Annotated in this window: 20 protein-coding genes and 2 tRNA genes; 13 read left to right on the top strand and 9 right to left on the bottom strand. The window is 66.5% G+C overall.

Annotated elements, in window-relative coordinates:
* Window positions 1–606: 606 nt before the first annotated feature.
* The 7 genes from V2S04_RS00810 to rpmH all read right to left on the bottom strand — a co-directional run bounded on the left by V2S04_RS00810 (window position 607) and on the right by rpmH (window position 4,706).
* Window positions 607–927, bottom strand: coding sequence for a GIY-YIG nuclease family protein (locus V2S04_RS00810; protein ID WP_413636643.1), 321 nt, complete (start codon window positions 925–927; stop codon window positions 607–609).
* 748 nt (window positions 928–1,675) lie between these two features.
* On the bottom strand, window positions 1,676–2,302 hold the full coding sequence (gene rsmG / locus V2S04_RS00805) for a 16S rRNA (guanine(527)-N(7))-methyltransferase RsmG (RefSeq protein WP_413636641.1): 627 nt from the start codon (window positions 2,300–2,302) through the stop codon (window positions 1,676–1,678).
* 65 nt (window positions 2,303–2,367) lie between these two features.
* Complete coding sequence (locus V2S04_RS00800) at window positions 2,368–2,853, bottom strand: protein jag (protein ID WP_413636639.1); 486 nt, start codon at window positions 2,851–2,853, stop codon at window positions 2,368–2,370.
* The gene (yidC, locus tag V2S04_RS00795; protein ID WP_099196653.1) at window positions 2,853–3,860 is read right to left on the bottom strand and encodes a membrane protein insertase YidC; all 1,008 of its coding nucleotides are present in this window, start codon (window positions 3,858–3,860) and stop codon (window positions 2,853–2,855) included. Before yidC ends, V2S04_RS00800 begins: the two co-directional genes overlap by 1 nt.
* 3 nt (window positions 3,861–3,863) lie before the next feature.
* Window positions 3,864–4,214, bottom strand: coding sequence for a membrane protein insertion efficiency factor YidD (yidD, locus tag V2S04_RS00790; RefSeq protein ID WP_413636637.1), 351 nt, complete (start codon window positions 4,212–4,214; stop codon window positions 3,864–3,866).
* Complete coding sequence (gene rnpA / locus V2S04_RS00785) at window positions 4,211–4,561, bottom strand: ribonuclease P protein component (protein ID WP_099196655.1); 351 nt, start codon at window positions 4,559–4,561, stop codon at window positions 4,211–4,213. The genes yidD and rnpA overlap by 4 nt, the downstream gene beginning before the upstream one ends.
* Window positions 4,562–4,568: 7 nt before the next feature.
* Window positions 4,569–4,706, bottom strand: a complete 138-nt coding sequence (gene rpmH / locus V2S04_RS00780; RefSeq protein WP_022879826.1) for a 50S ribosomal protein L34 — start codon at window positions 4,704–4,706, stop codon at window positions 4,569–4,571.
* A 342-nt stretch (window positions 4,707–5,048) separates the two neighbouring features.
* Here rpmH and dnaA point away from each other — a divergent pair, with 342 nt between their 5' ends.
* The 7 genes from dnaA to V2S04_RS00745 all read left to right on the top strand — a co-directional run bounded on the left by dnaA (window position 5,049) and on the right by V2S04_RS00745 (window position 14,939).
* A complete protein-coding gene (gene dnaA / locus V2S04_RS00775; RefSeq protein ID WP_099196656.1) occupies window positions 5,049–6,443 on the top strand; it encodes a chromosomal replication initiator protein DnaA in 1,395 nt (464 codons plus the stop codon).
* Window positions 6,444–6,860: 417 nt separating this feature from the next.
* On the top strand, window positions 6,861–8,003 hold the full coding sequence (dnaN, locus tag V2S04_RS00770) for a DNA polymerase III subunit beta (protein ID WP_413636635.1): 1,143 nt from the start codon (window positions 6,861–6,863) through the stop codon (window positions 8,001–8,003).
* Window positions 8,004–8,056: 53 nt separating this feature from the next.
* Window positions 8,057–9,232 (top strand): DNA replication/repair protein RecF, encoded by a 1,176-nt coding sequence (gene recF, locus V2S04_RS00765; protein ID WP_413636633.1) that lies wholly within the window; start codon window positions 8,057–8,059, stop codon window positions 9,230–9,232.
* Window positions 9,225–9,710 carry a DUF721 domain-containing protein gene (locus V2S04_RS00760; RefSeq protein WP_413636631.1) on the top strand — a complete coding sequence of 162 codons (486 nt, stop codon included), beginning with the start codon at window positions 9,225–9,227 and terminating at the stop codon, window positions 9,708–9,710. Before recF ends, V2S04_RS00760 begins: the two co-directional genes overlap by 8 nt.
* A gap of 117 nt (window positions 9,711–9,827) precedes the next feature.
* Window positions 9,828–11,888, top strand: a complete 2,061-nt coding sequence (gene gyrB / locus V2S04_RS00755) for a DNA topoisomerase (ATP-hydrolyzing) subunit B (RefSeq protein WP_413636630.1) — start codon at window positions 9,828–9,830, stop codon at window positions 11,886–11,888.
* A 51-nt stretch (window positions 11,889–11,939) separates the two neighbouring features.
* Window positions 11,940–14,510 (top strand): DNA gyrase subunit A, encoded by a 2,571-nt coding sequence (gyrA, locus tag V2S04_RS00750; RefSeq protein ID WP_413636629.1) that lies wholly within the window; start codon window positions 11,940–11,942, stop codon window positions 14,508–14,510.
* A gap of 24 nt (window positions 14,511–14,534) precedes the next feature.
* Window positions 14,535–14,939 carry a DUF3566 domain-containing protein gene (locus tag V2S04_RS00745; RefSeq protein ID WP_099195078.1) on the top strand — a complete coding sequence of 135 codons (405 nt, stop codon included), beginning with the start codon at window positions 14,535–14,537 and terminating at the stop codon, window positions 14,937–14,939.
* 16 nt (window positions 14,940–14,955) lie between these two features.
* Here the strand turns inward: V2S04_RS00745 and V2S04_RS00740 are convergent, their stop codons facing one another.
* The gene (locus V2S04_RS00740) at window positions 14,956–15,678 is read right to left on the bottom strand and encodes a VIT family protein (protein WP_099195079.1); all 723 of its coding nucleotides are present in this window, start codon (window positions 15,676–15,678) and stop codon (window positions 14,956–14,958) included.
* A gap of 107 nt (window positions 15,679–15,785) precedes the next feature.
* On the opposite strand from V2S04_RS00740, the gene V2S04_RS00735 reads away from it, so the two are divergent.
* The 4 genes from V2S04_RS00735 to V2S04_RS00720 all read left to right on the top strand — a co-directional run bounded on the left by V2S04_RS00735 (window position 15,786) and on the right by V2S04_RS00720 (window position 18,755).
* Window positions 15,786–17,114, top strand: coding sequence for a histidine kinase (locus tag V2S04_RS00735; RefSeq protein WP_413636628.1), 1,329 nt, complete (start codon window positions 15,786–15,788; stop codon window positions 17,112–17,114).
* Window positions 17,102–17,803: a LuxR C-terminal-related transcriptional regulator gene (locus V2S04_RS00730; RefSeq protein WP_413636627.1), complete on the top strand. Its 702-nt coding sequence runs from the start codon at window positions 17,102–17,104 to the stop codon at window positions 17,801–17,803. The genes V2S04_RS00735 and V2S04_RS00730 overlap by 13 nt, the downstream gene beginning before the upstream one ends.
* On the top strand, window positions 17,800–18,600 hold the full coding sequence (locus V2S04_RS00725; protein ID WP_413636625.1) for a hypothetical protein: 801 nt from the start codon (window positions 17,800–17,802) through the stop codon (window positions 18,598–18,600). Before V2S04_RS00730 ends, V2S04_RS00725 begins: the two co-directional genes overlap by 4 nt.
* A gap of 81 nt (window positions 18,601–18,681) precedes the next feature.
* A tRNA-Ile gene (locus V2S04_RS00720) sits at window positions 18,682–18,755 on the top strand.
* A 48-nt stretch (window positions 18,756–18,803) separates the two neighbouring features.
* Here the strand turns inward: V2S04_RS00720 and V2S04_RS00715 are convergent.
* Window positions 18,804–19,313 (bottom strand): DUF3253 domain-containing protein, encoded by a 510-nt coding sequence (locus V2S04_RS00715; protein ID WP_413636624.1) that lies wholly within the window; start codon window positions 19,311–19,313, stop codon window positions 18,804–18,806.
* Window positions 19,314–19,463: 150 nt separating this feature from the next.
* Here V2S04_RS00715 and V2S04_RS00710 point away from each other — a divergent pair.
* Together V2S04_RS00710 and V2S04_RS00705 are read left to right on the top strand one after the other, a co-directional pair.
* A tRNA-Ala gene (locus V2S04_RS00710) sits at window positions 19,464–19,536 on the top strand.
* Between the two features lie 95 nt (window positions 19,537–19,631).
* On the top strand, window positions 19,632–20,762 hold the full coding sequence (locus tag V2S04_RS00705; protein ID WP_413636622.1) for an aminotransferase class V-fold PLP-dependent enzyme: 1,131 nt from the start codon (window positions 19,632–19,634) through the stop codon (window positions 20,760–20,762).
* Window positions 20,763–20,769 lie beyond the last annotated feature (7 nt).

Here is a 20,769-nt window from a genome sequence, read left to right as displayed (position 1 = left end):
CTCTAAGGAGGCGACGTCCCGACTCGCTGCTCTGCCCTCTCACACCGAACCGGGGTGGCAACCCCCGTTCATTGAGCGAGGAGCGAAGTCACGAGACGAAATGCGCCCTTCCAACGGGGTGACGTCCCGACCCGCAGCGCTGCTCTCTCACAACCGAACGAGGATGGCACTCCCCCGAGCAATCGAGCCAGGAACGAAGCGACGAGACGAAACCCAGCTCCCGGAGCTACTTTTCGACTAATTGCGCCCGCTCAAAGACCGGAGATGCGACGATCCTGACGCGAGTTCGAGACGGTTTCACGTGAAACATACCCCCATCGACCGGTGCCCTCCTTTGCCCGTTGACTCGCTTGGAACGCTCGTCGACCGAGGACGGGCCGCTCCTGTCGTGAGCGCGAGAGGGTTTCACATGAAACACCCCAGATCGATCGCCGACGGTCTCCCACCAAGCTTGCCTGTGTGGTTTCGACTTGATTCTCTGGCTGAACCGCCCGCTGCTCTTCCGCGCCAGTCGCGAGAGCGAGGCCGTTTCACGTGAAACATGAGCTCGTATTCAGGGCGAGGTGCATGCCATGAGAGAGTGACGTTTCGCCTCGCTGCGTTTGCTCAGCGGCGGGCTTCTCCCCCAGCCCTCGGCAAACGAAGAGCACGTTCCTGCGAGCTCCACCCCTTGATGGCCGCGAAGCCGCCCTCGATGAAAGCGAGCCTTTTGGAATGGCTCCACCCTTGGATCTGCTTCTCAAGCGCGAAAGCCTCGTCGATGCGGTCGAGTTCGACAGACCAGATGAGCTCAACAGGCAGACGACACGAGGTGTAGTGGCTGCCGAGCCCCTGTTGGTGGGCGGCCAGCCGATCTTCTAGATTCTTGGTGCTTCCGGCGTAGAACGTGCCATCTGAGCAGCGCAGGATGTAGGTGTATCCAGTCATCCAGAGAACCTACGGTTTGCGGAGTCTTCAGAGGCTCGGGGAATCGTTAACTGTGGATGGAATGATCACCGGGCCACCCTGTGCATACCAGTGCGTTTCGACTCGCTACGCTCGCTCAACGACCGGAGGAGGGTCATACCTGCAGGTCTACAGACGCGATCACGTGAACATCCCGACGCTCGCTCAACGACCGGATGGCTCAGACTTTCATCTCCGACAGAGGCGTTTCACGTGAAACATCATCGCCATTCGGTTAACGACCAAGGTAGAGCCCGCGGCCATTGAGCGAGGAGCGAAGCGACGAGACGAAATGCCCCCTCCACCCGCGGGAAGGCGTTTCCACTCGCTACGCTCGCTCAACGACCGGATGGCTCAGACTCTCATCTCCGACAGAGGCGTTTCACGTGAAACATCGTCGCCGTTGCTCAACGGCCGAGGTAGAGCCAGCGGCCATTGAGCGAGGAGCGAAGCGACGAGACGAAATGCCCCGCCCTCGCCCGTGGGAAGGCGTTTCGACTCGTTACGCTCGCTCAACGACCGGATGGCTCAGACTTTCATCTCCGACAGAGGCGTTTCACGTGAAACATCATCACCGTTGCTCAACGAGCGAGGAGCGAAGCGACGAGACGAAATGCCCCCTCCGCCCTTGGACTCGCTTCGCTCGCTCAACGACCGGCTTCCGGCAGTGCGTTTGAGTCCCGTGCGATCGCTCGCACGACCGGGAACGGGAGGACCACGCCCAACGACGTCAGGCGCGCACGCGCGCGCGGACGACTCGTGTCGTCTCGGAGAGCAGGTCCTCCCCCAGCACCTGCACGGTGACATCGGTCACCTTGTGCTTCTTCAGCACCTTCTGCGCGGACTCGATCTCGGCCGGCACGTTGTGCCCCTTCAGCAGGATGAGCTCGCCGCCGTCTTTCACCAGCGGCGCAGTGATCGGCACGAGAGTGCGCATTGCGCTGACCGCCCGCGCGGTCACCACATCGAACTCGAGTCCCACGTCCTCGGCACGGGCGCGCATGACGGTCACGTTGTCGAGAGACAGAGCCTCCACCTGCTCGGTGAGCCAGGTGACCCGGCGATCCATCGGCTCGATCAGCGTCCACTGCACATCCGGCCGACTGATCGCCAGGACGAGACCAGGAAGGCCAGCACCTGAGCCCACGTCAGCAACCGATCCGTAGAAGAGAGGCGCAGCGATCGCGGAGTTCAGGATGTGCCGGGTCCAGATTCGCGGCAGCTCGAGCGGCCCGATCAGCCCCCGCAGCTCGCCCTCGGCCACGAGCGCAGACGTGAACCTGCGCGCGAGGTCGATGCGAGACCCGAAGAGATCGGCGGCGACAGCCGGTTCTGGCTCTACGGCTGAGGTCGACATCAGAGGGATCCTTCGCTCAGGTGGGGCACACATGCCGGTCGTTTCACGTGAAACATCCGGCGCGATCAGCCTCGCGAGATGACCGTGTGCCGGTCGGCACCCTCGCCGTACGATTCCGACATCAGACCGCGATCCGACACGATGTCATGCACGAGCTTGCGCTCGTAGCTCGACATCGAGGGAAGGGATGCCTGCGTGGCACCCTCGTTGAGCTTGGCGACGGCAGCATCCACCAGCTGTTCGAGCTGGCGGCGGCGAGTATCGCGCGAACCGCCGATGTCGAGAATCATCCGCGAGAAAGTTCCGGTCTGATTCTGCACCGCCAGGCGGGTGAGCTCCTGGAGGGCCTGCACCGTGTCTGGCGCCGAGAGCACAGCGATGCCGTCGCCCTCCGCCTCGACCGAGACATAGGCCCGACCCTGGCGCACATCGAGGTTGAGATCACCGTCGATGTCGGCGATGTCGAGCAGCTCCTCGATGAAGTCGGCGGCGACGTCACCCTCGTGCTCGAGCTCTTCGACCGACGGGGCGGCCTTCACATCGTCGACCATCAGTTCGACCCCTTCTTCTTCGCGCGCTTCTTGCTCATCGGCTGCTCGCGCTTCGGAGCCTCGGCCTTCGCTTTCTCGACCTCTTCGAGCTTGCGCTGCTCCTCAGCCTCGTATACGGCCATCGGCACGACCTTGCCCTGCGCGTTGACAGCCTTGCCCTTGCGGGCCAGACGCTCCTCGCGAGCCTTCGCGGCCTCGGAGCCGGGCGTCGGCATCTCGCGGATGACGAGGAACTGCTGACCCATGGTCCACAGGTTCGACACGAACCAGTACATGACGACGCCCAGCGGGAAGAACACACCCGAGAAGATGAAGCCCAGCGGCAGCACGTAGAGCATGATCTTCTGCATCTGGTACGCCTGGCCGGTCTTGGCCTCGGGCGACAGGTTCTTCGAGATGATCTGCAGCTGGGTGAAGAACTGAGACAGGATCATGAGCACCACGAGGGTCGCGAGCAGCGCGATCGCCGAGGTGTTGCCGGCGTTCCATGCATCGCCGAGGTTCTCGTGCAGCGACACGGTGCCGAAGACCTTCGCGTCGTAGAACTGCTCGGTCAGCTGCGCGTTGAGCAGTCCGACACCGCCGATGCCCGCCTTGTGGTGCTTGGTGACGTCGTTGAGCACGCTGAACAGGGCGAAGAAGATCGGCATCTGCACCAGCAACGGCAGGCAGCTCGACATGGGCGTCGTACCGTGCTTCTTGTACAGCGCCATCGTCTCGCGGCTCATCGCCTCGCGAGAGAGCTGATCCTTCTTGCCGCGATACTTCTCCTGAACTTTTCGCAGCTCAGGAGCGATTTCCATCATCTTGCGCTGGCTCTTGATCTGCTTCACGAACAGCGGGAAGACCGCCGCGCGCACCACGATCACCAGACCGATGATCGACAGAACCCAGGTCATGCCGTCGGCCGGGGCCATACCCACCGCAGTGAACAGCCAGTGCCACGCGACGAGAATGAGCTCAACCGCCCATTTCAGCGGCCACAGGATGATTCCCAGGAAGTCCACTGTTCAGTCCTTTCGAGCAGGTACGACGAACCCGCGTGGGGTCAGTTCGTATCGGAAATGAGCGTGGGGCTTGACGTCGTCGACGCCGCCCGCGCTCCACGGATTGCAACGCAGGATGCGCCAGACGGAGAGCACTGCTCCCCAGACGGCGCCGTTCTGCTGAACCGCCCCTACAGCGTACGCGGAACAGGACGGGTAATACCTGCACACGTCGCCATACAGCGGCGAGATCACCGCGCGATACAGCGTCAACAACGCCAGGGCGAGATTGCGCGGCAGCAGCGCGATGCCTTTCACCAGATCGGATGCCCGGAACCGCGCCGTTCCGAACGCGTACGACGGCAGCGCGCTCATGCGCGCGCCGATCCAGGCAGCACACGTCGCAGACAGCGCTCGACGTCGGCGCGCAGCGCCGCGAAATCCGCGGTTGCCGATGCAGGAAGGGCACGGATGACGACATCCGTGCCCTCGGGAACCATGTCGATGAACTCCGCGCACACGGCCTTGAGGCGTCGGCGAACGGTGTTGCGAACCACAGCGGTTCCTACCTGCTTGCTGATGATGAACCCGAACCGGGGAGCCCGCTGATCCGCGCCGCGAAGCACCGAGGTGATCAGGCGTGGTCCGCCGCATCGTGTTCCCCGCCGGACCACCTGTCGGTAGTCGACGCCGCGGGTCAGACGATTCGGCCGGGCGAGCACTGGGCTGTCAGGCCGAGAGCTCGGTGCGGCCCTTCGCGCGGCGAGCCGAGAGGATGGCGCGGCCGGCGCGGGTGCGCATGCGGGCACGGAAGCCGTGCTTCTTGGCGCGACGACGGTTGTTGGGCTGGAAAGTGCGCTTGCTCATGGAATCACTCCGGGAATGGTGTCACCGGGTCTGAACATCCGGAGACGAGGGGGTACTGCCTGAATGGCATAAGTCAACCGATTAAGGGTACGACCTGCCGCCACGCAGGGCAAATCAGCCGCCGGACAGCCCGCACCGTGCCGTTTCGGCGCCGTCGACGGACGTGGAGTTGCGCACACCCATTATCCACAACTGTGGAGATCCGGCAGGCGCATGACACTCCCGCGTGTTTCCGCGGGCGGGTTGCTGTTAACAGCGGCTGTGACTACCGTGGCATCCGACGTTATCCACAGGGGGAGATCACGCTTCACGCGCGCTTTCCACACTTCCGCCCGGAGCACCATGACCTCTGCCGCCCACCCCGATGTGCCCATCTGGTCGACCCTGCTCGAGCGACTCGCAGACGATGAGCGGGTCAGCCCGCAGCTGCGCGGCTTCCTCAGCCTGGTCGTGCCGGCCGGTGTCATGGGCGGCGTGCTCTACCTGGACGTGCCGAACGATCTGACGGCGGCGCAGATCAACAAGCGACTGCGCGTGCCCATGATGGAGGCGCTCTCGACGATCGGCGACGAGGTCACCTCGTACCGCACCGTGGTCAATCACGAGCTCATCGACCAGCCGACGATGTCGGTTACGGTTCCCGACTTCGTCACCCCCGAGCCTGTCCGCATCGAGTCGCCGATGGAGCAGCAGCCCGCTCCCCTGCGCCACGAGTCCCGGCTGAACCCGAAGTACACCTTCGACAACTTCGTCATCGGGCAGTCCAACCGGTTCGCGCACGCCGCGGCGGTCGCCGTCGCCGAGGCACCCGCGAAGGCCTACAACCCGCTGTTCATCTACGGCGACTCCGGACTCGGCAAGACCCACCTGCTGCACGCCATCGGCGACTACGCGCAGTCGCTGTACGCCGGGGTCAAGGTTCGCTACGTGTCGAGCGAGGAGTTCACGAACGATTTCATCAACTCGATCGCCAACAACCGCGGAGCGGCGTTCCAGAGCCGGTACCGCGAGGTCGACATCCTGCTCATCGACGACATCCAGTTCCTGCAGGGTCGCGCCGAGACGCAGGAGGCGTTCTTCCACACGTTCAACCAGCTGCACGATCACAACAAGCAGGTCGTGATCACCAGCGATGTCGCGCCGAAGCTGCTCACCGGCTTCGAGGATCGGATGCGCAGCCGTTTCGAGTGGGGTCTGATCACCGACGTGCAGGCACCCGACCTCGAGACGCGCATCGCGATCCTGCGCAAGAAGGCGCAGAGCGAGTCCCTGCACATCCCAGACGAGGTGCTCGAGTACATCGCGACCGTCGTCTCGTCCAACATCCGCGAGCTCGAGGGTGCGCTCATCCGAGTCTCGGCGTTCGCCAGCCTCAACCGCTCGATGCTCGACATCTCGCTCGCACAGACCGTGCTGCGCGACATCGTCGACACCACCGAGGACAACATCATCTCGCCGACCGACATCATCACGGCCACGGCGGCGTACTTCAAGCTCACCGTCGACGACCTGTACGGCTCGAGCCGCTCACAGCAGATCGCGACCGCGCGGCAGATCGCGATGTACCTGTGCCGCGAGCGCACGAGCCTGTCCCTGCCGAAGATCGGTCAGCTGTTCGGGAACCGCGATCACACCACCGTGATGTACGCGGTCAAGAAGATCAGCGAGCTCATGAAGGAACGCCGCTCGCTGTACAACCAGGTCACCGAGATCACCACGCAGATCAGCCGACGCTGACGCCTCGACACGCCTGATCCTGCGCCGAATCCGACCGGTTTTCCGCAGGCCTTGTGGATAACTTGTGGAAAGAATCCTTTCCGGATGCCTCCGCGCCGACCCCCCTGTGGATAACGCGAAGACCCCCTTCGACCGGCCATGCCCCCGAAACCCGCGGATTCCTCAGGGATTCCACATATCACACGGCTGTAGTTACCTACTCCCTGCTGATATCCACCGGGTTATCCACAGAATCCACAGTTGTTAACACCGTTAAGAGATCTCCATCACATCAGGGGCCATTCGATGACCAGACGGATGTGGACGAACCTCGGCGAACGACATCTTCGAGGTGCTGGACGGCTGGCATCCTGCGGCTAGCATGGGATCGCCTGCAGTGCGCCCGCTGCAGCGAGCAGGTACTACGAGGGAGCGCCCGTGAGGTTTCAGGTCAACCGCGATGTGTTCAGCGAGGCTGTGTCCTTCGTCGTCAAGCTGCTGCCGCAGCGCAATCCGCAGCCGATCCTCGCGGGAGTGCTCATCGAGGCATCGGATGAGGGCCTGACTCTCTCGGCGTTCGACTACGAGGCCTCCGCGCGCACGACAATCGAGGCGACCGTCGATGAGCCGGGCACGATCCTCGTGCACGGGCGACTGCTCTCCGACATCGCGAGCCGCCTGCCCAATGCGCCCATCGAGATCGCCGTCGAGGACGACGGCGGCGTCGCTGTCACCTGCGGTTCGGCGCGGTTCACCCTGGCAGCCATGCCGGTCGAGGAATATCCCTCCATCCCCGAGGTCACCGGATCGACCGGTGTCGTGCCGGCCGAAGAGTTCGCGACCGCGATCGCCCAGGTCGCCTTCGCGGCATCCCGCGACGACGTCACCCCCGTGCTCACCGGTGTGCAGCTCGAGGTCGCCGAGCACAACCTCAGCCTCGTCGCCACCGACCGCTACCGCGTCTCGCTGCGTGACGTGCCGTGGGACGGCGAGGTCGCCGAGCAGTCGGCGCTGGTTCCGGCTCGCACTCTGACCGAGGTCGGCAAGACGTTCGCCCATGCTGGCAACATCGAGGTCGCGTTCTCGGGAGCCGGCGATCGCGAGATCATCGCGTTCACCGCCGGCAACAAGACCGTCACTTCTCTCCTGATCAAGGGCAACTTCCCGCCGGTGCGCCGGCTGTTCCCCGAGCAGACCGACCACTACGCGGTCGTCAACACGGGCGAGTTGATCGAGGCCGTCCGTCGTGTGGCTCTGGTGCTCGACCGCTCGGCACCGCTGCGCTTCACCTTCAGCGCCGACGGCGTGACGATGGATGCCTCGGGCAGCGAGCAGGCCCGCGCCTCCGAGTCGGTCGACGCCCACCTGAACGGCGGCGACGAGGTGACGCTCGGTCTGAACCCGCAGTACCTGCTGGAGGCGCTCGGCGCCGTGAAGAGCGAGTTCACCCGCGTGACGTTCACCTCGAGCGACAACGCCAACAAGCTCAGCCCGGTGCTGATCACGAGCCAGACATCGGTCGATCAAGCGGGCCTCGACTCGTTCAAGTACCTGCTGCAGCCGAACCTCCTGCTGCGCTGACCGGGTCATCGGCTCTCCGGGCCGATGTCGGGGCCCGAAGGTAGGCTGTAGCGGTGATCGTGGAGCACCTGAACCTGGTCGATTTCCGCAATTACGCGACCGCCGACCTCACGTTGCACCGCGGACCGAACGTGCTCGTGGGCAGCAACGGACAGGGCAAGACGAACCTGGCCGAGGCGATCGTCTTCCTCGCGACGCTGGGATCGCATCGGGTCTCGTCGGATGCGCCGATGGTGAAGGATGCCGCGGAGTTCGCCGTCATCCGCGCCCGCCTCGCGCACGGTGAGCGCAAGGTCCTCGTCGAGGTGCAGCTGAACCGGCAGGGTTCGAACAAGGCGCGCATCAACGGCTCCCCGTCTAAGACCAACGAGCTGCCGCGCTACGCGCACGTCGTGCTGTTCGCGCCGGAAGATCTGCAGATCGTCCGCGGCGATCCTTCCTCTCGCAGAAGATTCGCAGATCAGATGCTCATTCAGCGCACCCCGAGGATGGCCGGGGTGATCGCCGACTACGAGCGCGTGCTCAAGCAGCGCACCGCCCTGCTGAAGTCCGCGCGGGCTCGCGGTGTGCGCGGCGAGGGGCTGTCGACCCTGGATGTCTGGGATGACAAGCTCATCGCGCTCGGCTCGGAGATCATCCACGCCCGGATCCGCCTGGCGGCGGACCTGCAGGGTCCGGTGGCCGACGCGTACGCCGCGATCGCCGGTGCCGATCACCGTCCGCAGCTCGAGTGGGCGCTCTCGGTGCGCGGCGGCGATCCCGAGGAGGGGGCCGATGCCGACGTCGAACCCGATGCGCGCGGTGAGATCGCCGATCAGTTCCGAGCCGCGCTGCAGGCGAAGCGGTCGAAGGAGATCGAGCGGGGGCTCACCCTCGTCGGTCCCCATCGCGACGATCTGATCCTGCGGGTCAGAGATCTTCCCGTGAAGGGCTACGCCTCGCACGGCGAGTCATGGTCGGTGGCGCTCGCGCTGCGCCTGGCGTCCGCCGAGCTGCTGCGCACAGAGTCCCCCGCGGGCGATCCCGTGCTGATCCTCGACGACGTGTTCGCCGAGCTCGACGCCGATCGCCGGCAGCGCCTCGCGGCGCTGACCGCCGGCTACGAGCAGGTGATCGTCACCGCCGCCGTCGAGGCCGACATCCCCGAGCCGCTGCATCGCCACGTGGTGCGGATCAGCGCCGGCACGATCAGCGACGACCGCGAGTCGGGAGGTGATCCGGATGCCTGATCCGCAGCCTCCCGAGACGGTCGCCACCTATCTGCGACTGCGCGGACTCAAGCCGAGCGCGAAGAACTGGAAGCGCAAGAAGCGCATCGAGGTGGATAACGACAATGCGCCGTTCACCAAGGGGCGCGACCCCGGCACCCTCGGCGACGTGCTCGCCAAGCTGACCAAGGACTCGGGCTGGGAGAAGACCCTGGCGGCTGAAGACCTCGTGCGTCAGTGGGCCGAGCTCGCCGGGGCCGATACGGCGAAGCACTCCGAGCCGGTGTCGCTGGAGCGCGGGGTGCTGACGGTGAAGTGCGACTCGACGGCGTGGGCGAAGAACCTCCAGTTCATGCGCGCCGTGATCATGACCGAGATCGGCAACCGCTATCCGGATGCCGGAGTGCAGAACCTCCGGTTCATCGGACCGGATGTGCCGTCGTGGAAGTGGGGTCCGCGCGTCGTGCCCGGACGGGGCCCACGGGACACCTACGGGTAGGGCATCACGGCCGCACCCTCAAGCGCTCAGAATCGACCACACGGCGTTTGAGGCGCATGTCGACCCTCGAAACCCGATAGAATGAGTGGGTACTTTCGATGTGGAGAACCATTCCTGATGACGCCTGAAGAACCTTCGACCAGCCCTGAGCAGGATCCGACGAACAGCTCAGCGACCGAGAACAGCTCCTCGAAGGTCTCCGGTGACTACGGCGCCGATCAGATCCAGATCCTCGAGGGTCTCGAAGCCGTGCGCAAGCGCCCCGGCATGTACATCGGATCGACCGGACCGCGCGGTCTGCACCATCTCGTCTACGAGATCGTCGACAACTCCGTCGACGAGGCCCTCGCCGGCCACGCCGACAACATCGAGGTCACCATCCTCGAAGACGGCGCCGTCCGCGTGGTCGACAACGGCCGCGGCATCCCGGTCGACCCGCACTCCTCCGACCCGAACAAGTCGACGGTCGAGGTGGTGCTGACGATCCTGCACGCCGGTGGCAAGTTCGGCGGCGGCGCCTACGCCGTCTCGGGCGGTCTGCACGGCGTCGGCTCGTCTGTGGTGAACGCGCTCTCGACCCGGTTCGAGGTCGAGGTCAAGCAGAAGGGCTTCGTCTGGCGGCACAGCTTCGCCGAAGGCGGCACCCCGCAGCAGAAGCTCGAGAAGGGCGAGGCGACCGACGAGACCGGCACCGCCATCACGTTCTGGCCCGACCCCGAGATCTTCACCGAGACGATCGAGTTCGACTACGACACGCTGCGCACGCGCTTCCAGCAGATGGCGTTCCTGAACAAGGGCCTGCGCATCGCCCTGCGCGACGAGCGTCCGGCATCCGCCATCGAGGACGAGGTCGACGGAACCGTCGTCTTCCGCCAGCCGGCCGAGGTCTTCCTCTACGAGCGCGGTCTCGTCGACTACGTCGAATACCTCAACAAGGTGCGAAAGGCCGAGGTCGTCAACGACGAGGTCATCGCGTTCGAGTCCGAAGACACCGAGCGCAAGATCTCGCTCGAGCTCGCGATGCAGTGGACCACCTCGTACACCGAGAACGTCTTCACCTACGCCAACACGATCAACACCCATGAGGGCGGAACGCACGAAGAGGGCTTCCGCGCGGCGCTGACCAGCCTGGTCAACCGCTACGCCCGCGCGAACAACCTCCTCAAGGAGAAAGACGAGAACCTCTCGGGCGACGACGTGCGCGAGGGACTCACGGCGGTCATCTCGATCAAGCTCGGCGAACCGCAGTTCGAGGGGCAGACCAAGACCAAGCTCGGCAACACCGAGGCCAAGGCGTTCACGCAGAAGATCGTGAACGAACAGCTCGCCGACTGGTTCGACCGCAACCCGCAGCAGGCGAAGAACGTGATCCGCAAGGCGATCGACGCCGCGACCGCACGTCTCGCCGCCCGCAAGGCGCGAGAGACCGCCCGCCGCAAGAGCGTCTTCGAGTCGGCCGCGATGCCCGACAAGCTCAAGGACTGCACCAGCAAGGACCCGTCGATCAGCGAGATCTTCCTCGTCGAGGGTGACTCGGCAGGCGGCTCGGCGGTGCAGGGTCGCGACCCGCACACCCAGGCGATCCTCGCGCTGCGCGGCAAGATCCTCAACGTCGAGCGCGCGCGTCTCGACAAGGCGCTGGGCAACAAGGAAGTCCAGGCGATGATCCAGGCCTTCGGCACGGGCATCGGCGAGGACTTCGACATCGAGAAGGCCCGCTATCACAAGATCGTCCTGATGGCGGATGCCGATGTCGACGGCCAGCACATCACCACGCTGCTGCTGACGCTGCTGTTCCGTTACATGCGCGGACTCATCGAGGCCGGCTTCGTGTACCTCGCGATGCCGCCGCTGTACCGCCTGAAGTGGTCGAACTCGCCGCACGAGTACGTGTACTCCGACGCCGAGCGCGACGCGCTGCTCAAGCACGGCGCCGAGAACGGCAAGCGTCTGCCGAAGGATGCCGGCGTGCAGCGCTACAAGGGTCTGGGCGAGATGAACGCGAAGGAGCTGTGGGAGACCACGATGGATCACACCACGCGCACCCTTCGCCAGATCACCATCGACGACGCCGCAGCGGCGGATGAGATCTTCAGCGTGCTGATGGGTGAGGACGTCGAGTCGCGACGCACGTTCATCCAGCGCAACGCCAAGGATGTCCGCTTCCTCGACATCTGACGCTCGATCAGCGCAGCGTCCCAGATCCGACCGACCGGAATCGAAACACACATGACTGACGAAGAACGCCCCGACATCAACGCGGGTCACGAGCACGGCCGCATCAACCAGGTCGACCTGCAGTCCGAGATGCAGCGGTCGTACCTCGACTACGCGATGGCCGTCATCGTCGGGCGCGCGCTGCCCGACGTGCGCGACGGGCTCAAGCCCGTGCACCGCCGAGTGCTCTACGGCATGTACGACGGCGGCTTCCGCCCCGACAAGTCGTTCTCGAAGTGCGCCCGCGTCGTCGGCGAGGTCATGGGTCAGTACCACCCGCACGGCGACACCGCGATCTACGACACCCTCGTGCGTCTCGTGCAGCCGTGGTCGCTGCGCTACCCGCTCGCGCTCGGCCAGGGCAACTTCGGCTCCCCCGGCAACATGGGCGCGGCCGCCCCGCGGTACACCGAGACGAAGATGGCTCCGCTCGCGCTCGAGATGGTGCGCGACATCGAAGAGGACACCGTCGACTTCTCGCCGAACTACGACGGTCAGACCCAGGAGCCCGACGTCCTGCCGGCGCGGTTCCCGAACCTGCTCGTCAACGGATCGATCGGCATCGCGGTCGGCATGGCGACCAACATCCCCCCGCACAACCTGCGTGAGGTGTCGGCTGCCGCCCTGTGGGCGCTCGAGAACCCGCAGCTCCCCCGCGAGGAGCTGCTCGAGGGGCTGATCCAGCGGGTGCCCGGCCCCGACTTCCCGACCGGTGCCCAGATCCTCGGCACCAAGGGCATCCACGAGGCGTACCGCACCGGCCGCGGATCGATCACCATGCGCGCGATCGTCGAGGTCGAGGAGATCCAGGGCCGCACATGCCTCGTGATCACCGAGCTGCCCTACCAGGTGAACCCCGACAACCTCGCGGTGAAGATCGGCGACCTCGCCCGCGACGGGAAGATCACCGGCATCGCAGACATCCGCGACGAATCCTCCGACCGCACCGGTCAGCGTCTCGTCGTCGTGCTCAAGCGCGATGCGGTCGCGAAGGTCGTGCTGAACAACCTGTACAAGCACACCCAGCTGCAGGAGAACTTCGGCGCGAACATGCTCGCGATCGTCGACGGCGTGCCGCGCACCCTCGGCCTGGACGGCTTCATCACGCACTGGCTCGACCACCAGCTCGACGTCATCGTCCGCCGCACCGGGTTCCGGCTGCGCAAGGCGCAGGCGCGCATGCACATCCTGCAGGGATACCTGAAGGCGCTCGACGCCCTCGACGAGGTCATCGCCCTGATCCGCCGCTCGCCCACCGTCGACGAGGCCCGCGAGGGTCTGAAGACGCTGCTCGACATCGATGACGACCAGGCTCAGGCCATCCTCGACATGCAGCTGCGCCGCCTTGCGGCTCTCGAGCGGCAGAAGATCATCGATGAGGCGACCGACCTCGAGGCGAGGATCACCGACTACAAGGAGATCATCGCCACCGAATCGCGGCAGCGCGACATCGTGCGGCACGAGCTCACCGAGATCGTCGACCGCTTCGGCGACGAGCGGCGCACACACATCCTGCACGGCTTCGACGGCGACGTGTCGATGGAGGACCTCATCCCCGTTGAGGAAATGGTCGTCACCGTCACCCGCGAGGGCTACATCAAGCGCACCCGCAGCGACAACTACCGGTCGCAGCACCGCGGCGGCAAGGGAGTGAAGGGAGCGCAGCTGCGCGCCGACGACCTCGTCGAGCACTTCTTCGTCACCACCACGCACCACTGGCTGCTGTTCTTCACCGACAAGGGCCGCGTGTACCGCACCAAGACGTACGAGGTGCCCGAGGCGGGCCGCGACGCCAAGGGTCAGCACGTCGCGAACCTGCTGGCACTGCAGCCGGACGAGAAGATCGCCCAGGTGCTCGCGATCAGCGACTACCAGGCGAAGGACTACCTCGTGCTGGCCACGCGCAGCGGTCTGGTGAAGAAGACCCGCCTCGGCGAGTACGACACCAACCGTCAGGGCGGGGTCATCGCCATCCGCCTTCGCGACACCGACGAGCTCGTCAGCGCGAAGCTCGCCAACTCCGACGACGACATCCTGCTGATCAGCGCGAAGGGCATGTCGGTGCGCTTCCACGCGACCGACGAGGCGCTGCGTCCGATGGGCCGCGCGACCGAGGGTGTGCGGGGCATGAAGTTCAAGGACGACGAGGACTGCCTGCTCTCGGCATCCGTCGTCTCCGACGACTCGTTCGTGTTCACCGTCACCGACGGAGGCTACGCGAAGCGCACCACCGTCGACGAATACAAGGTGCAGAAGCGAGGCGGAACGGGCATCAAGGTCGCCAAGCTGAGCGACGAACGCGGCGTTCTCGCGGGCGGTCTGATCGTCTCCGAGGACGACGAGGTCTTGGTGGTTCTCTCCAGCGGCAAGGTGGTACGCTCTGCCGTGGCCGAGGTACCGGCGAAGGGCCGCGACACGATGGGAGTCGTGTTCGCCCGCATGTCCGGTGATGACCGCATCCTCGCCGTCGCTCGCAACAGCGAGCGCGGCATCGTTGAAGAGGATGGCGTGGAGACCGAGACTTCGGCACCCGAGACCCCCACCGCTGCCCAGACCCCCGCGGCGGAGACCCCCGAAGCCTGAGACACCCGAAGAGAGCACTGACACATGAGCACAGTCGCTGACAAGCTGGCGAAGAAGTCCACGCGCAAGACCGGAGGCAAGCAGGTGCGCCTGCGCCTGGTCTACGTCGACTTCTGGTCGGCCGTGAAGCTGTCGTTCCTCGGAGCGGTGGCGCTGGCGATCGTCACGATGGTGTCGTTCTTCCTCGTGTTCATGGTGCTGCAGGCGACCAACGTCATCGGCCAGACCGGCGCGTTCCTCGACACGCTCACCGATGGGGCGGTCGACATCGAGAGCCTCATCGGCCTGCCGCAGGTCATGGCGTTCGGCGCCGTCGTGTCGATCCTGAACCTCATCGTGTTCACCGTGCTCGGCGCGGTCGTCGCCGGTATCTACAACCTTGCGGTGAAGGTGACCGGCGGGCTGCTCGTCGGGTTCATGTCGAACTGATCTCCGGTGCGCCGGATCACACCACGCCAGTGGTGCCCAGCAGGGTTCCGATCAGCCAGGTGACGAGCAGCGCGATCGCGCCGCCGACCACGAGTCGCACGGATGCCCGCATCGCCGATGCGCCGCCCACCCGGGCCGAGATCACGCCAGTGGCGGCCAGGGCGAGAAGCACCGCGGCGAAGGTGACGGGCACGCGCCACTCGGGCGGAGGCAGCAGGATCGCCAGCAGCGGCAGCAGCGCCCCGACGGTGAACGAGATCGCGGACGAGATGGCGGCGTGCCAGGGGTTGACCAGATCGTGTTGGTCGATGCCGAGCTCGACCTCGAGGTGCGCTGCCAGCGCGTCGTGCTCGGTGAGCTCGACGGCCACCTGATGAGCGGTCTGCTCACTCAGCCCGCGCTGGCGGTAGAGCTCGGTGAGCTCTGCGAGCTCCGCCGCAGGCATGGTGCGCAGCTCGTCGCGTTCCTTCTCGATCAGCGCTCGCTCGGTGTCGCGCTGGCTGCTCACCGAGACGTACTCCCCCAGCGCCATCGAGATCGCACCGCCCACCAGGCCCGCGAGGCCGGCGACGAGCAGCGCCGCGTTGTCCGTAGTGGCCCCGGCGACGCCGACGACGAGGGATGCCACCGAGACGATCCCGTCGTTGGCACCGAGAACGCCGGCGCGAAGCCAGTTCAGGCGCTGCCCGGTGCCGGCCGCGTGCGGCTCGTCGTCATGCGATGCCCCAGATGTGCTCATGCAGCCAGTGAACCATGCCGCGACCGGCCGGGAGGTAGGGAAATCCCGAATCGAGGTGTCGGGCTGGCTCCGTGTCGCGGTTGCGCGCCGAACCGTAGTTTTGAGTCATGACCACGAATCCGATCCCCCCGGCTCCGCCTGTTCCGCCCCCGCCTGTCCCGCCGGCCGCGCCGGTTCGCACGAAGACGGATGCCAGGCAGCCGCCGCTGCGGATACTCCTGACCATTCTCGAGCTCGCGGCGCTCGGCGCCGTCGGCTCTGCGGCGCTCGCCGCGCTGAGCGCGGTGCTCGGCGTCGGACTCGCCCTGCTGTTCGTGTTCGGCATCGGACTGCTGTTCCTGGTCGGCGTCGTGTACGCCATCTACGGCGTCGCCTGGTTCGAGGTGCGCAGGGTGGGCGGTCTGTACGGCGTCGATGTCGCCGACCTGCGCTGGCGTGAGCGCGCCCGGCCCGGCTTCGGCGGCTGGCTGCGCACCCTCGCCCGCCAGTCGGTCGACGGCCGCATGTGGCGCACGATGCTCAACTTCGTGCTCGCGTGCATCGCCGGCACGATCGTGCTGCGTCTGTTCTGGGGCGTGATCTGGTCGATCTTCTTCTCGTTCGCGCCCCTCTCCGATCAGGGCAGCGTGGCGGGTCCGTTCGGCAGCTATCTCGGTGCCGAATGGGCTCCGCTGGTCGGCATCGTCGGGATCGTCGCCGGCCTCGCGGGCATCGTCGGCCTCGCCCTGCTGCACCGCGTGCTCAGCCGCGCCCTCGTGATGCCCAGCCGCGAGGCCGAGCTCACCGCGCAGGTGCGCACCACCACGGCGCAGCGCGCCGGCGCCGTGCGGGCCGCAGAGCTCGAGCGCACCCGCATCGAGCGCGACCTGCACGACGGCGTCCAGCCGCGTCTGGTCTCCGTCGGCATGACGCTGGGACTCGCCAAGCAGAAGATCGAGACCGATCCCGCCGCCGCGAAGACGCTGATCGACGAGGCGCACACGTCGACCAAGGCGGCGATCACCGAGCTGCGTCAGCTCGCCCGCGGCATCCACACCTCCGTTCTCGACGACCGCGGCCTGGACGCCGCGCTGTCGGCGCTCGCCGGTCGCTCGCACATCCCCGTGCAGCTGGACGTGCGCATCGACCCGTCGGTGACGGGTGCGAACGCATCGTGCCGCGATGCCGAGGCCGCCGTCTACTTCGCGATCGCCGAGTCGCTGACCAACGCGGCCAAGCATTCCCGTGCCAGCGAATGCCGTGTCGTCGTACGCAGTCGTGACGGCGGGCTGTGGGCACGCGTGGAGGACAACGGCATGGGCGGCGCGCAGGTGCAGCCCGGTGGGGGCCTCGACGGGATCACCAACCGGATCCTCGCCGCCGGGGGGACCTTCCGCCTCGACAGCCCCGCCGGTGGCCCGACCAGCCTGGAGGTGACGGTGCCATGCGCATCCTGATCTGCGAGGACTCCGTGCTGCTGCGCGAAGGGCTTGTCCGCCTGCTCGACGACGCGGGTCACGAGGTCGTGGCAGCCCTGCCTGACACGACCGGCCTGATGGATGCGGTCGGCGCCTCCGACCCCGACCTGGCCATCCTCGATGTGCGGCTGCCGCCGACGTTCACCGACGAGGGGATCCGGGCAGCGCTCGCGATCCGCGCGGCGCGACCGTCGCTGCCGATCCTCGTGCTGTCGCAGTACGTCGAGGAGCGCTACGCCAGCGATCTCATCGCCGCACAGACGGGACAGACACAGGGCGGGGCGCTCGGCTACCTGCTCAAGGATCGTGTGGCCGACGTCGCCGAGTTCGTCGAGTCGGTCGAGCGGATCGCCGCCGGGGGCACTGTGCTCGACCCCGAGGTGGTCGCGCAGCTGCTCACCCGGCGCAACCGCGACGAGCGCATGCTGCGGCTCACCGAGCGCGAGCGCACCGTGCTCGCCCTGATCGCCGAGGGCAAGTCCAACAGCGCGATCGCCGCGATGCTGTTCCTCAGCGAGGCGAGCGTCGAGAAGCACATCACCGCCATCTTCCAGAAGCTCGGGCTCGAGCCCGAAGACGGCAACCGGCGAGTGCTCGCAGCACTCGCTCATATCGAGAACTCAGGTTCGGCGGAAGCCGGCCGCAACGACCAGGGAGGGCTGCGATGAGCGGCAAGAAGAGCATCGGTGCGATCACCGTGGTGATCGCCGCATTCGGCGGAGTGGTGCTGCTCGGCTCGGGCGCATCGGCCGCTGTGACGGGGCTGCAGCAGATCGGTCCGCAGTCCGGGCAGCTGTCGACGGACGCCTCCGGGGTGACTTCCGTCGACGTCGAGGTGGGCGCCGCGGACATGCGCGTCCTGTTCCACGACGTCGACGACGCGGAGCTGCGGGTGGAGGGCGCCTCCACCAACGGCTGGACGCTGCGCACCGACGGTGAGCGCCTCGAGGTGCGCGGACCCGACCGCGGGTTCGACTGGTGGAGCCCCGACTGGCTGCGCGGATCGGCGCGGGTGTCGCTCGTGCTGCCGCAGGAGCTGGAGGGTGCCGACGCCGATCTCACCCTGCACGCCGGCTCGCTCGATGTCGACGGCGAGTTCGACCAGCTGGGCGTCGATGTCAACGCCGGCGCCCTCTCGATGCAGGGCGACGCGCGTGATCTCGACGTCGAGGTGAACGCCGGTCGAGCCGATATCGAGCTGCGTGGGGTCGACCGCGCGCAGTTCACGGTCAGCGCCGGGCGCGTCACGTCGACGCTCACGAGCGTGCCCGACAGCGTCGTGTTCACCGTCTCCGCCGGTGCGCTCGACCTCACCCTTCCTGACACCGAGTACGACCTGCGTCGCGACGTCAGCGCCGGATCGCTCGACAGCGGCCTCGATCAGAGCAGCAGCAGCGCGCATCGGATCAGCGGCAGCGTGTCGGCCGGATCGGCCACGCTCCGCCCCGGCGGAACAGCCGAGTGAATCCGAAACGCCCGGCCTGCACGCAGGCCGGGCCCGATTCGCTTTTCCCCCGGATCATCCGGTAAAGTCTTGGAGGTTGACGGGGCTATAGCTCAGGCGGTTAGAGCGCTTCACTGATAATGAAGAGGTCCCAGGTTCAAGTCCTGGTAGCCCCACTCCGACAACGAAGAAGGCCCCGCTCCGGCGGGGCCATCTTCGTTGTCTCAGAGCTCTGGTCCGCGCACGATGCGCACAGGTCCGCGGGCTTCGCTCAGCTGCACGGGCTCACCTTTTTGTGTGACGATCACCTGGCCCTCGTCGGCGAGGCGAGCCGTGACGCGACGCACGTCGTCCATGATCTCCCGCCACGACTCCGCGCCCACGGTGCGCGCGACATCGCTCGGGCATATCGAGGAATCCTGTCGCTTGCGGACGAGAGCGCGCACAGCGGCGGCGATCCTCTCGTCGAACTCGGTCCCCGAGCGCTCCTCCCACCACGGCGCACCCCGCTCACCCAGTGCGGTCTTCGCGTCGCCGACCCGTCGCCTGGCGTCGCTCTCCCCTGCTCCGACCGCTCGCCGCGCCGACATCAGCTCGTCGACGAGCTCCTGCCGGAACGTCTCGGGAATCGCCGGGTCGGTGGCGCGCCACCGTCGGCCGTCGACGATGATGTGGTGGCCGTCGGCCGTCTTCTCCGGTCCTGCCTCGTCCGCTCCCATGTCTCCAGCATCCACCCGGTATCCGTGCTCGGAAGGGACTTGACCGCGGGCGCCGCGCGCGCTGACGTGTAGTGCGACACGCGCGGGCATGAGCCGGCCGGTGCCGGAGTGCTGTCCGCAACCTGACGGCATGTATCATTGAACCCGCGGTGTTCGCGCCGTTCGGGGGCCTTAGCTCAGTTGGTAGAGCGCCTGCTTTGCAAGCAGGATGTCAGGAGTTCGAATCTCCTAGGCTCCACATCATGAAAGCCCCGACGTCGTCGGGGCTTTTCGTTTCATTCCGATGCGCGGAAGGTCTGTCGTCCACACAGGTGCGGATGCCAGGCTGGACGCATGACGCTGCCGCACGCTGACATCGATCCCGACGGACTGCTCGAGTACTCGGTGGTGTTCACCGACCGATCGCTGAACCACATGTCGAAGAGGTTCGTCGGCGTCATGCAACAGACCATCGACATCCTCTGCGAGGCGTACAACGCCGACAGCGCCGCGCTCGTCAACGGCGGCGGCAGCTTCGCGATGGAGTCCGTCGCCCGTCACCTCGCCACCGGTCGGCGCGCGCTCATCGTGCGCAACGGCCTGTTCTCCTACCGCTGGTCGCAGATCCTCGAGATGGGCGGCGTCGCCTCCGACGTCACCGTCTGCCTCGCCCGCCCCGACAGCGACGACGTGCAGGCGGCGTGGAGCCCGGCGCCCATCGACGAGGTCGTCGCCGCGATCCGCGCCAAGCGCCCCGACGTCGTCTTCGCGCCGCACGTCGAGACGGCGGCCGGGATCATCCTTGGCGACGACTACGTCCGCGCGCTCGCGGACGCCGTGCACGAGGTCGGCGGCGTGCTCGTGCTCGACTGCATCGCCTCCGGCGCCATGTGGATCGACATGGATGCGCTCGGCGTCGACGTGCTGCTCTCCGCCCCGCAGAAGGGCTGGAGCGGGTCGCCGGGCGTCGGGTACGTGATGCTCAGCGCACGGGGACGGGATGCCGTGGCATCCGGCACCGCGACCAGCTTCGCCCTCGACCTGAACCGCTGGCTCGCGATCTCCGATGGCTATCGGGACGGCTCGGCCGGGTACCACTCGACGATGCCGACCGACACCATCGCCGGCAACCTGCAGCAGATGATCGAGACGCGCGAGCGCGGCTTCGACGCCCTGCGGGATGCGCAGATCGAGCTCGGCACCCGGGTTCGCGCCCTGCTGGCGGCGCACGGGCTGCCCTCGGTCGCGGCATCCGGCTTCGCCTCCCCCACCGTCGTGGTCGTGCACACCACCGATCCCGACCTGCGCACCGGCGTCGCGTTCAGGGCGCACGGCGTGCAGGTCGCCGCCGGCGTGCCGCTGCACTGTGACGAGCCCGACGACTTCTCGAGCTTCCGAGTCGGACTGTTCGGGCTCGACAAGCTCGCTGATGTGGATGCCGCCGTGGCACGCCTCGAGAAGGCGCTCTCCGCGATCTCCCGGTGACGAGCGA

This window comes from Microbacterium sp. OR21 (assembly GCF_047306785.1).
In the GTDB taxonomy this organism is placed as follows: domain Bacteria; phylum Actinomycetota; class Actinomycetes; order Actinomycetales; family Microbacteriaceae; genus Microbacterium; species Microbacterium esteraromaticum_E.
Note: the sequence above shows the minus strand (reverse complement) of the source record. Positions and strands in the feature narration are given on the sequence as shown.

Bases quoted from the DNA above. Each gene is read 5' to 3' on its own strand.
- V2S04_RS00810 (WP_413636643.1), bottom strand. From the start codon at position 927: ATGACTGGATACACCTACATCCTGCGCTGCTCAGATGGCACGTTCTAC.
- rsmG (WP_413636641.1), bottom strand. From the start codon at position 2,302: ATGTCGACCTCAGCCGTAGAGCCAGAACCGGCTGTCGCCGCCGATCTC.
- V2S04_RS00800 (WP_413636639.1), bottom strand. From the start codon at position 2,853: ATGGTCGACGATGTGAAGGCCGCCCCGTCGGTCGAAGAGCTCGAGCAC.
- yidD (WP_413636637.1), bottom strand. From the start codon at position 4,214: ATGAGCGCGCTGCCGTCGTACGCGTTCGGAACGGCGCGGTTCCGGGCA.
- rpmH (WP_022879826.1), bottom strand. From the start codon at position 4,706: ATGAGCAAGCGCACTTTCCAGCCCAACAACCGTCGTCGCGCCAAGAAG.
- dnaA (WP_099196656.1), top strand. From the start codon at position 5,049: ATGACCTCTGCCGCCCACCCCGATGTGCCCATCTGGTCGACCCTGCTC.
- V2S04_RS00760 (WP_413636631.1), top strand. From the start codon at position 9,225: ATGCCTGATCCGCAGCCTCCCGAGACGGTCGCCACCTATCTGCGACTG.
- gyrB (WP_413636630.1), top strand. From the start codon at position 9,828: ATGACGCCTGAAGAACCTTCGACCAGCCCTGAGCAGGATCCGACGAAC.
- gyrA (WP_413636629.1), top strand. From the start codon at position 11,940: ATGACTGACGAAGAACGCCCCGACATCAACGCGGGTCACGAGCACGGC.
- V2S04_RS00745 (WP_099195078.1), top strand. From the start codon at position 14,535: ATGAGCACAGTCGCTGACAAGCTGGCGAAGAAGTCCACGCGCAAGACC.
- V2S04_RS00740 (WP_099195079.1), bottom strand. From the start codon at position 15,678: ATGAGCACATCTGGGGCATCGCATGACGACGAGCCGCACGCGGCCGGC.
- V2S04_RS00735 (WP_413636628.1), top strand. From the start codon at position 15,786: ATGACCACGAATCCGATCCCCCCGGCTCCGCCTGTTCCGCCCCCGCCT.
- V2S04_RS00730 (WP_413636627.1), top strand. From the start codon at position 17,102: ATGCGCATCCTGATCTGCGAGGACTCCGTGCTGCTGCGCGAAGGGCTT.
- V2S04_RS00725 (WP_413636625.1), top strand. From the start codon at position 17,800: ATGAGCGGCAAGAAGAGCATCGGTGCGATCACCGTGGTGATCGCCGCA.
- V2S04_RS00705 (WP_413636622.1), top strand. From the start codon at position 19,632: ATGACGCTGCCGCACGCTGACATCGATCCCGACGGACTGCTCGAGTAC.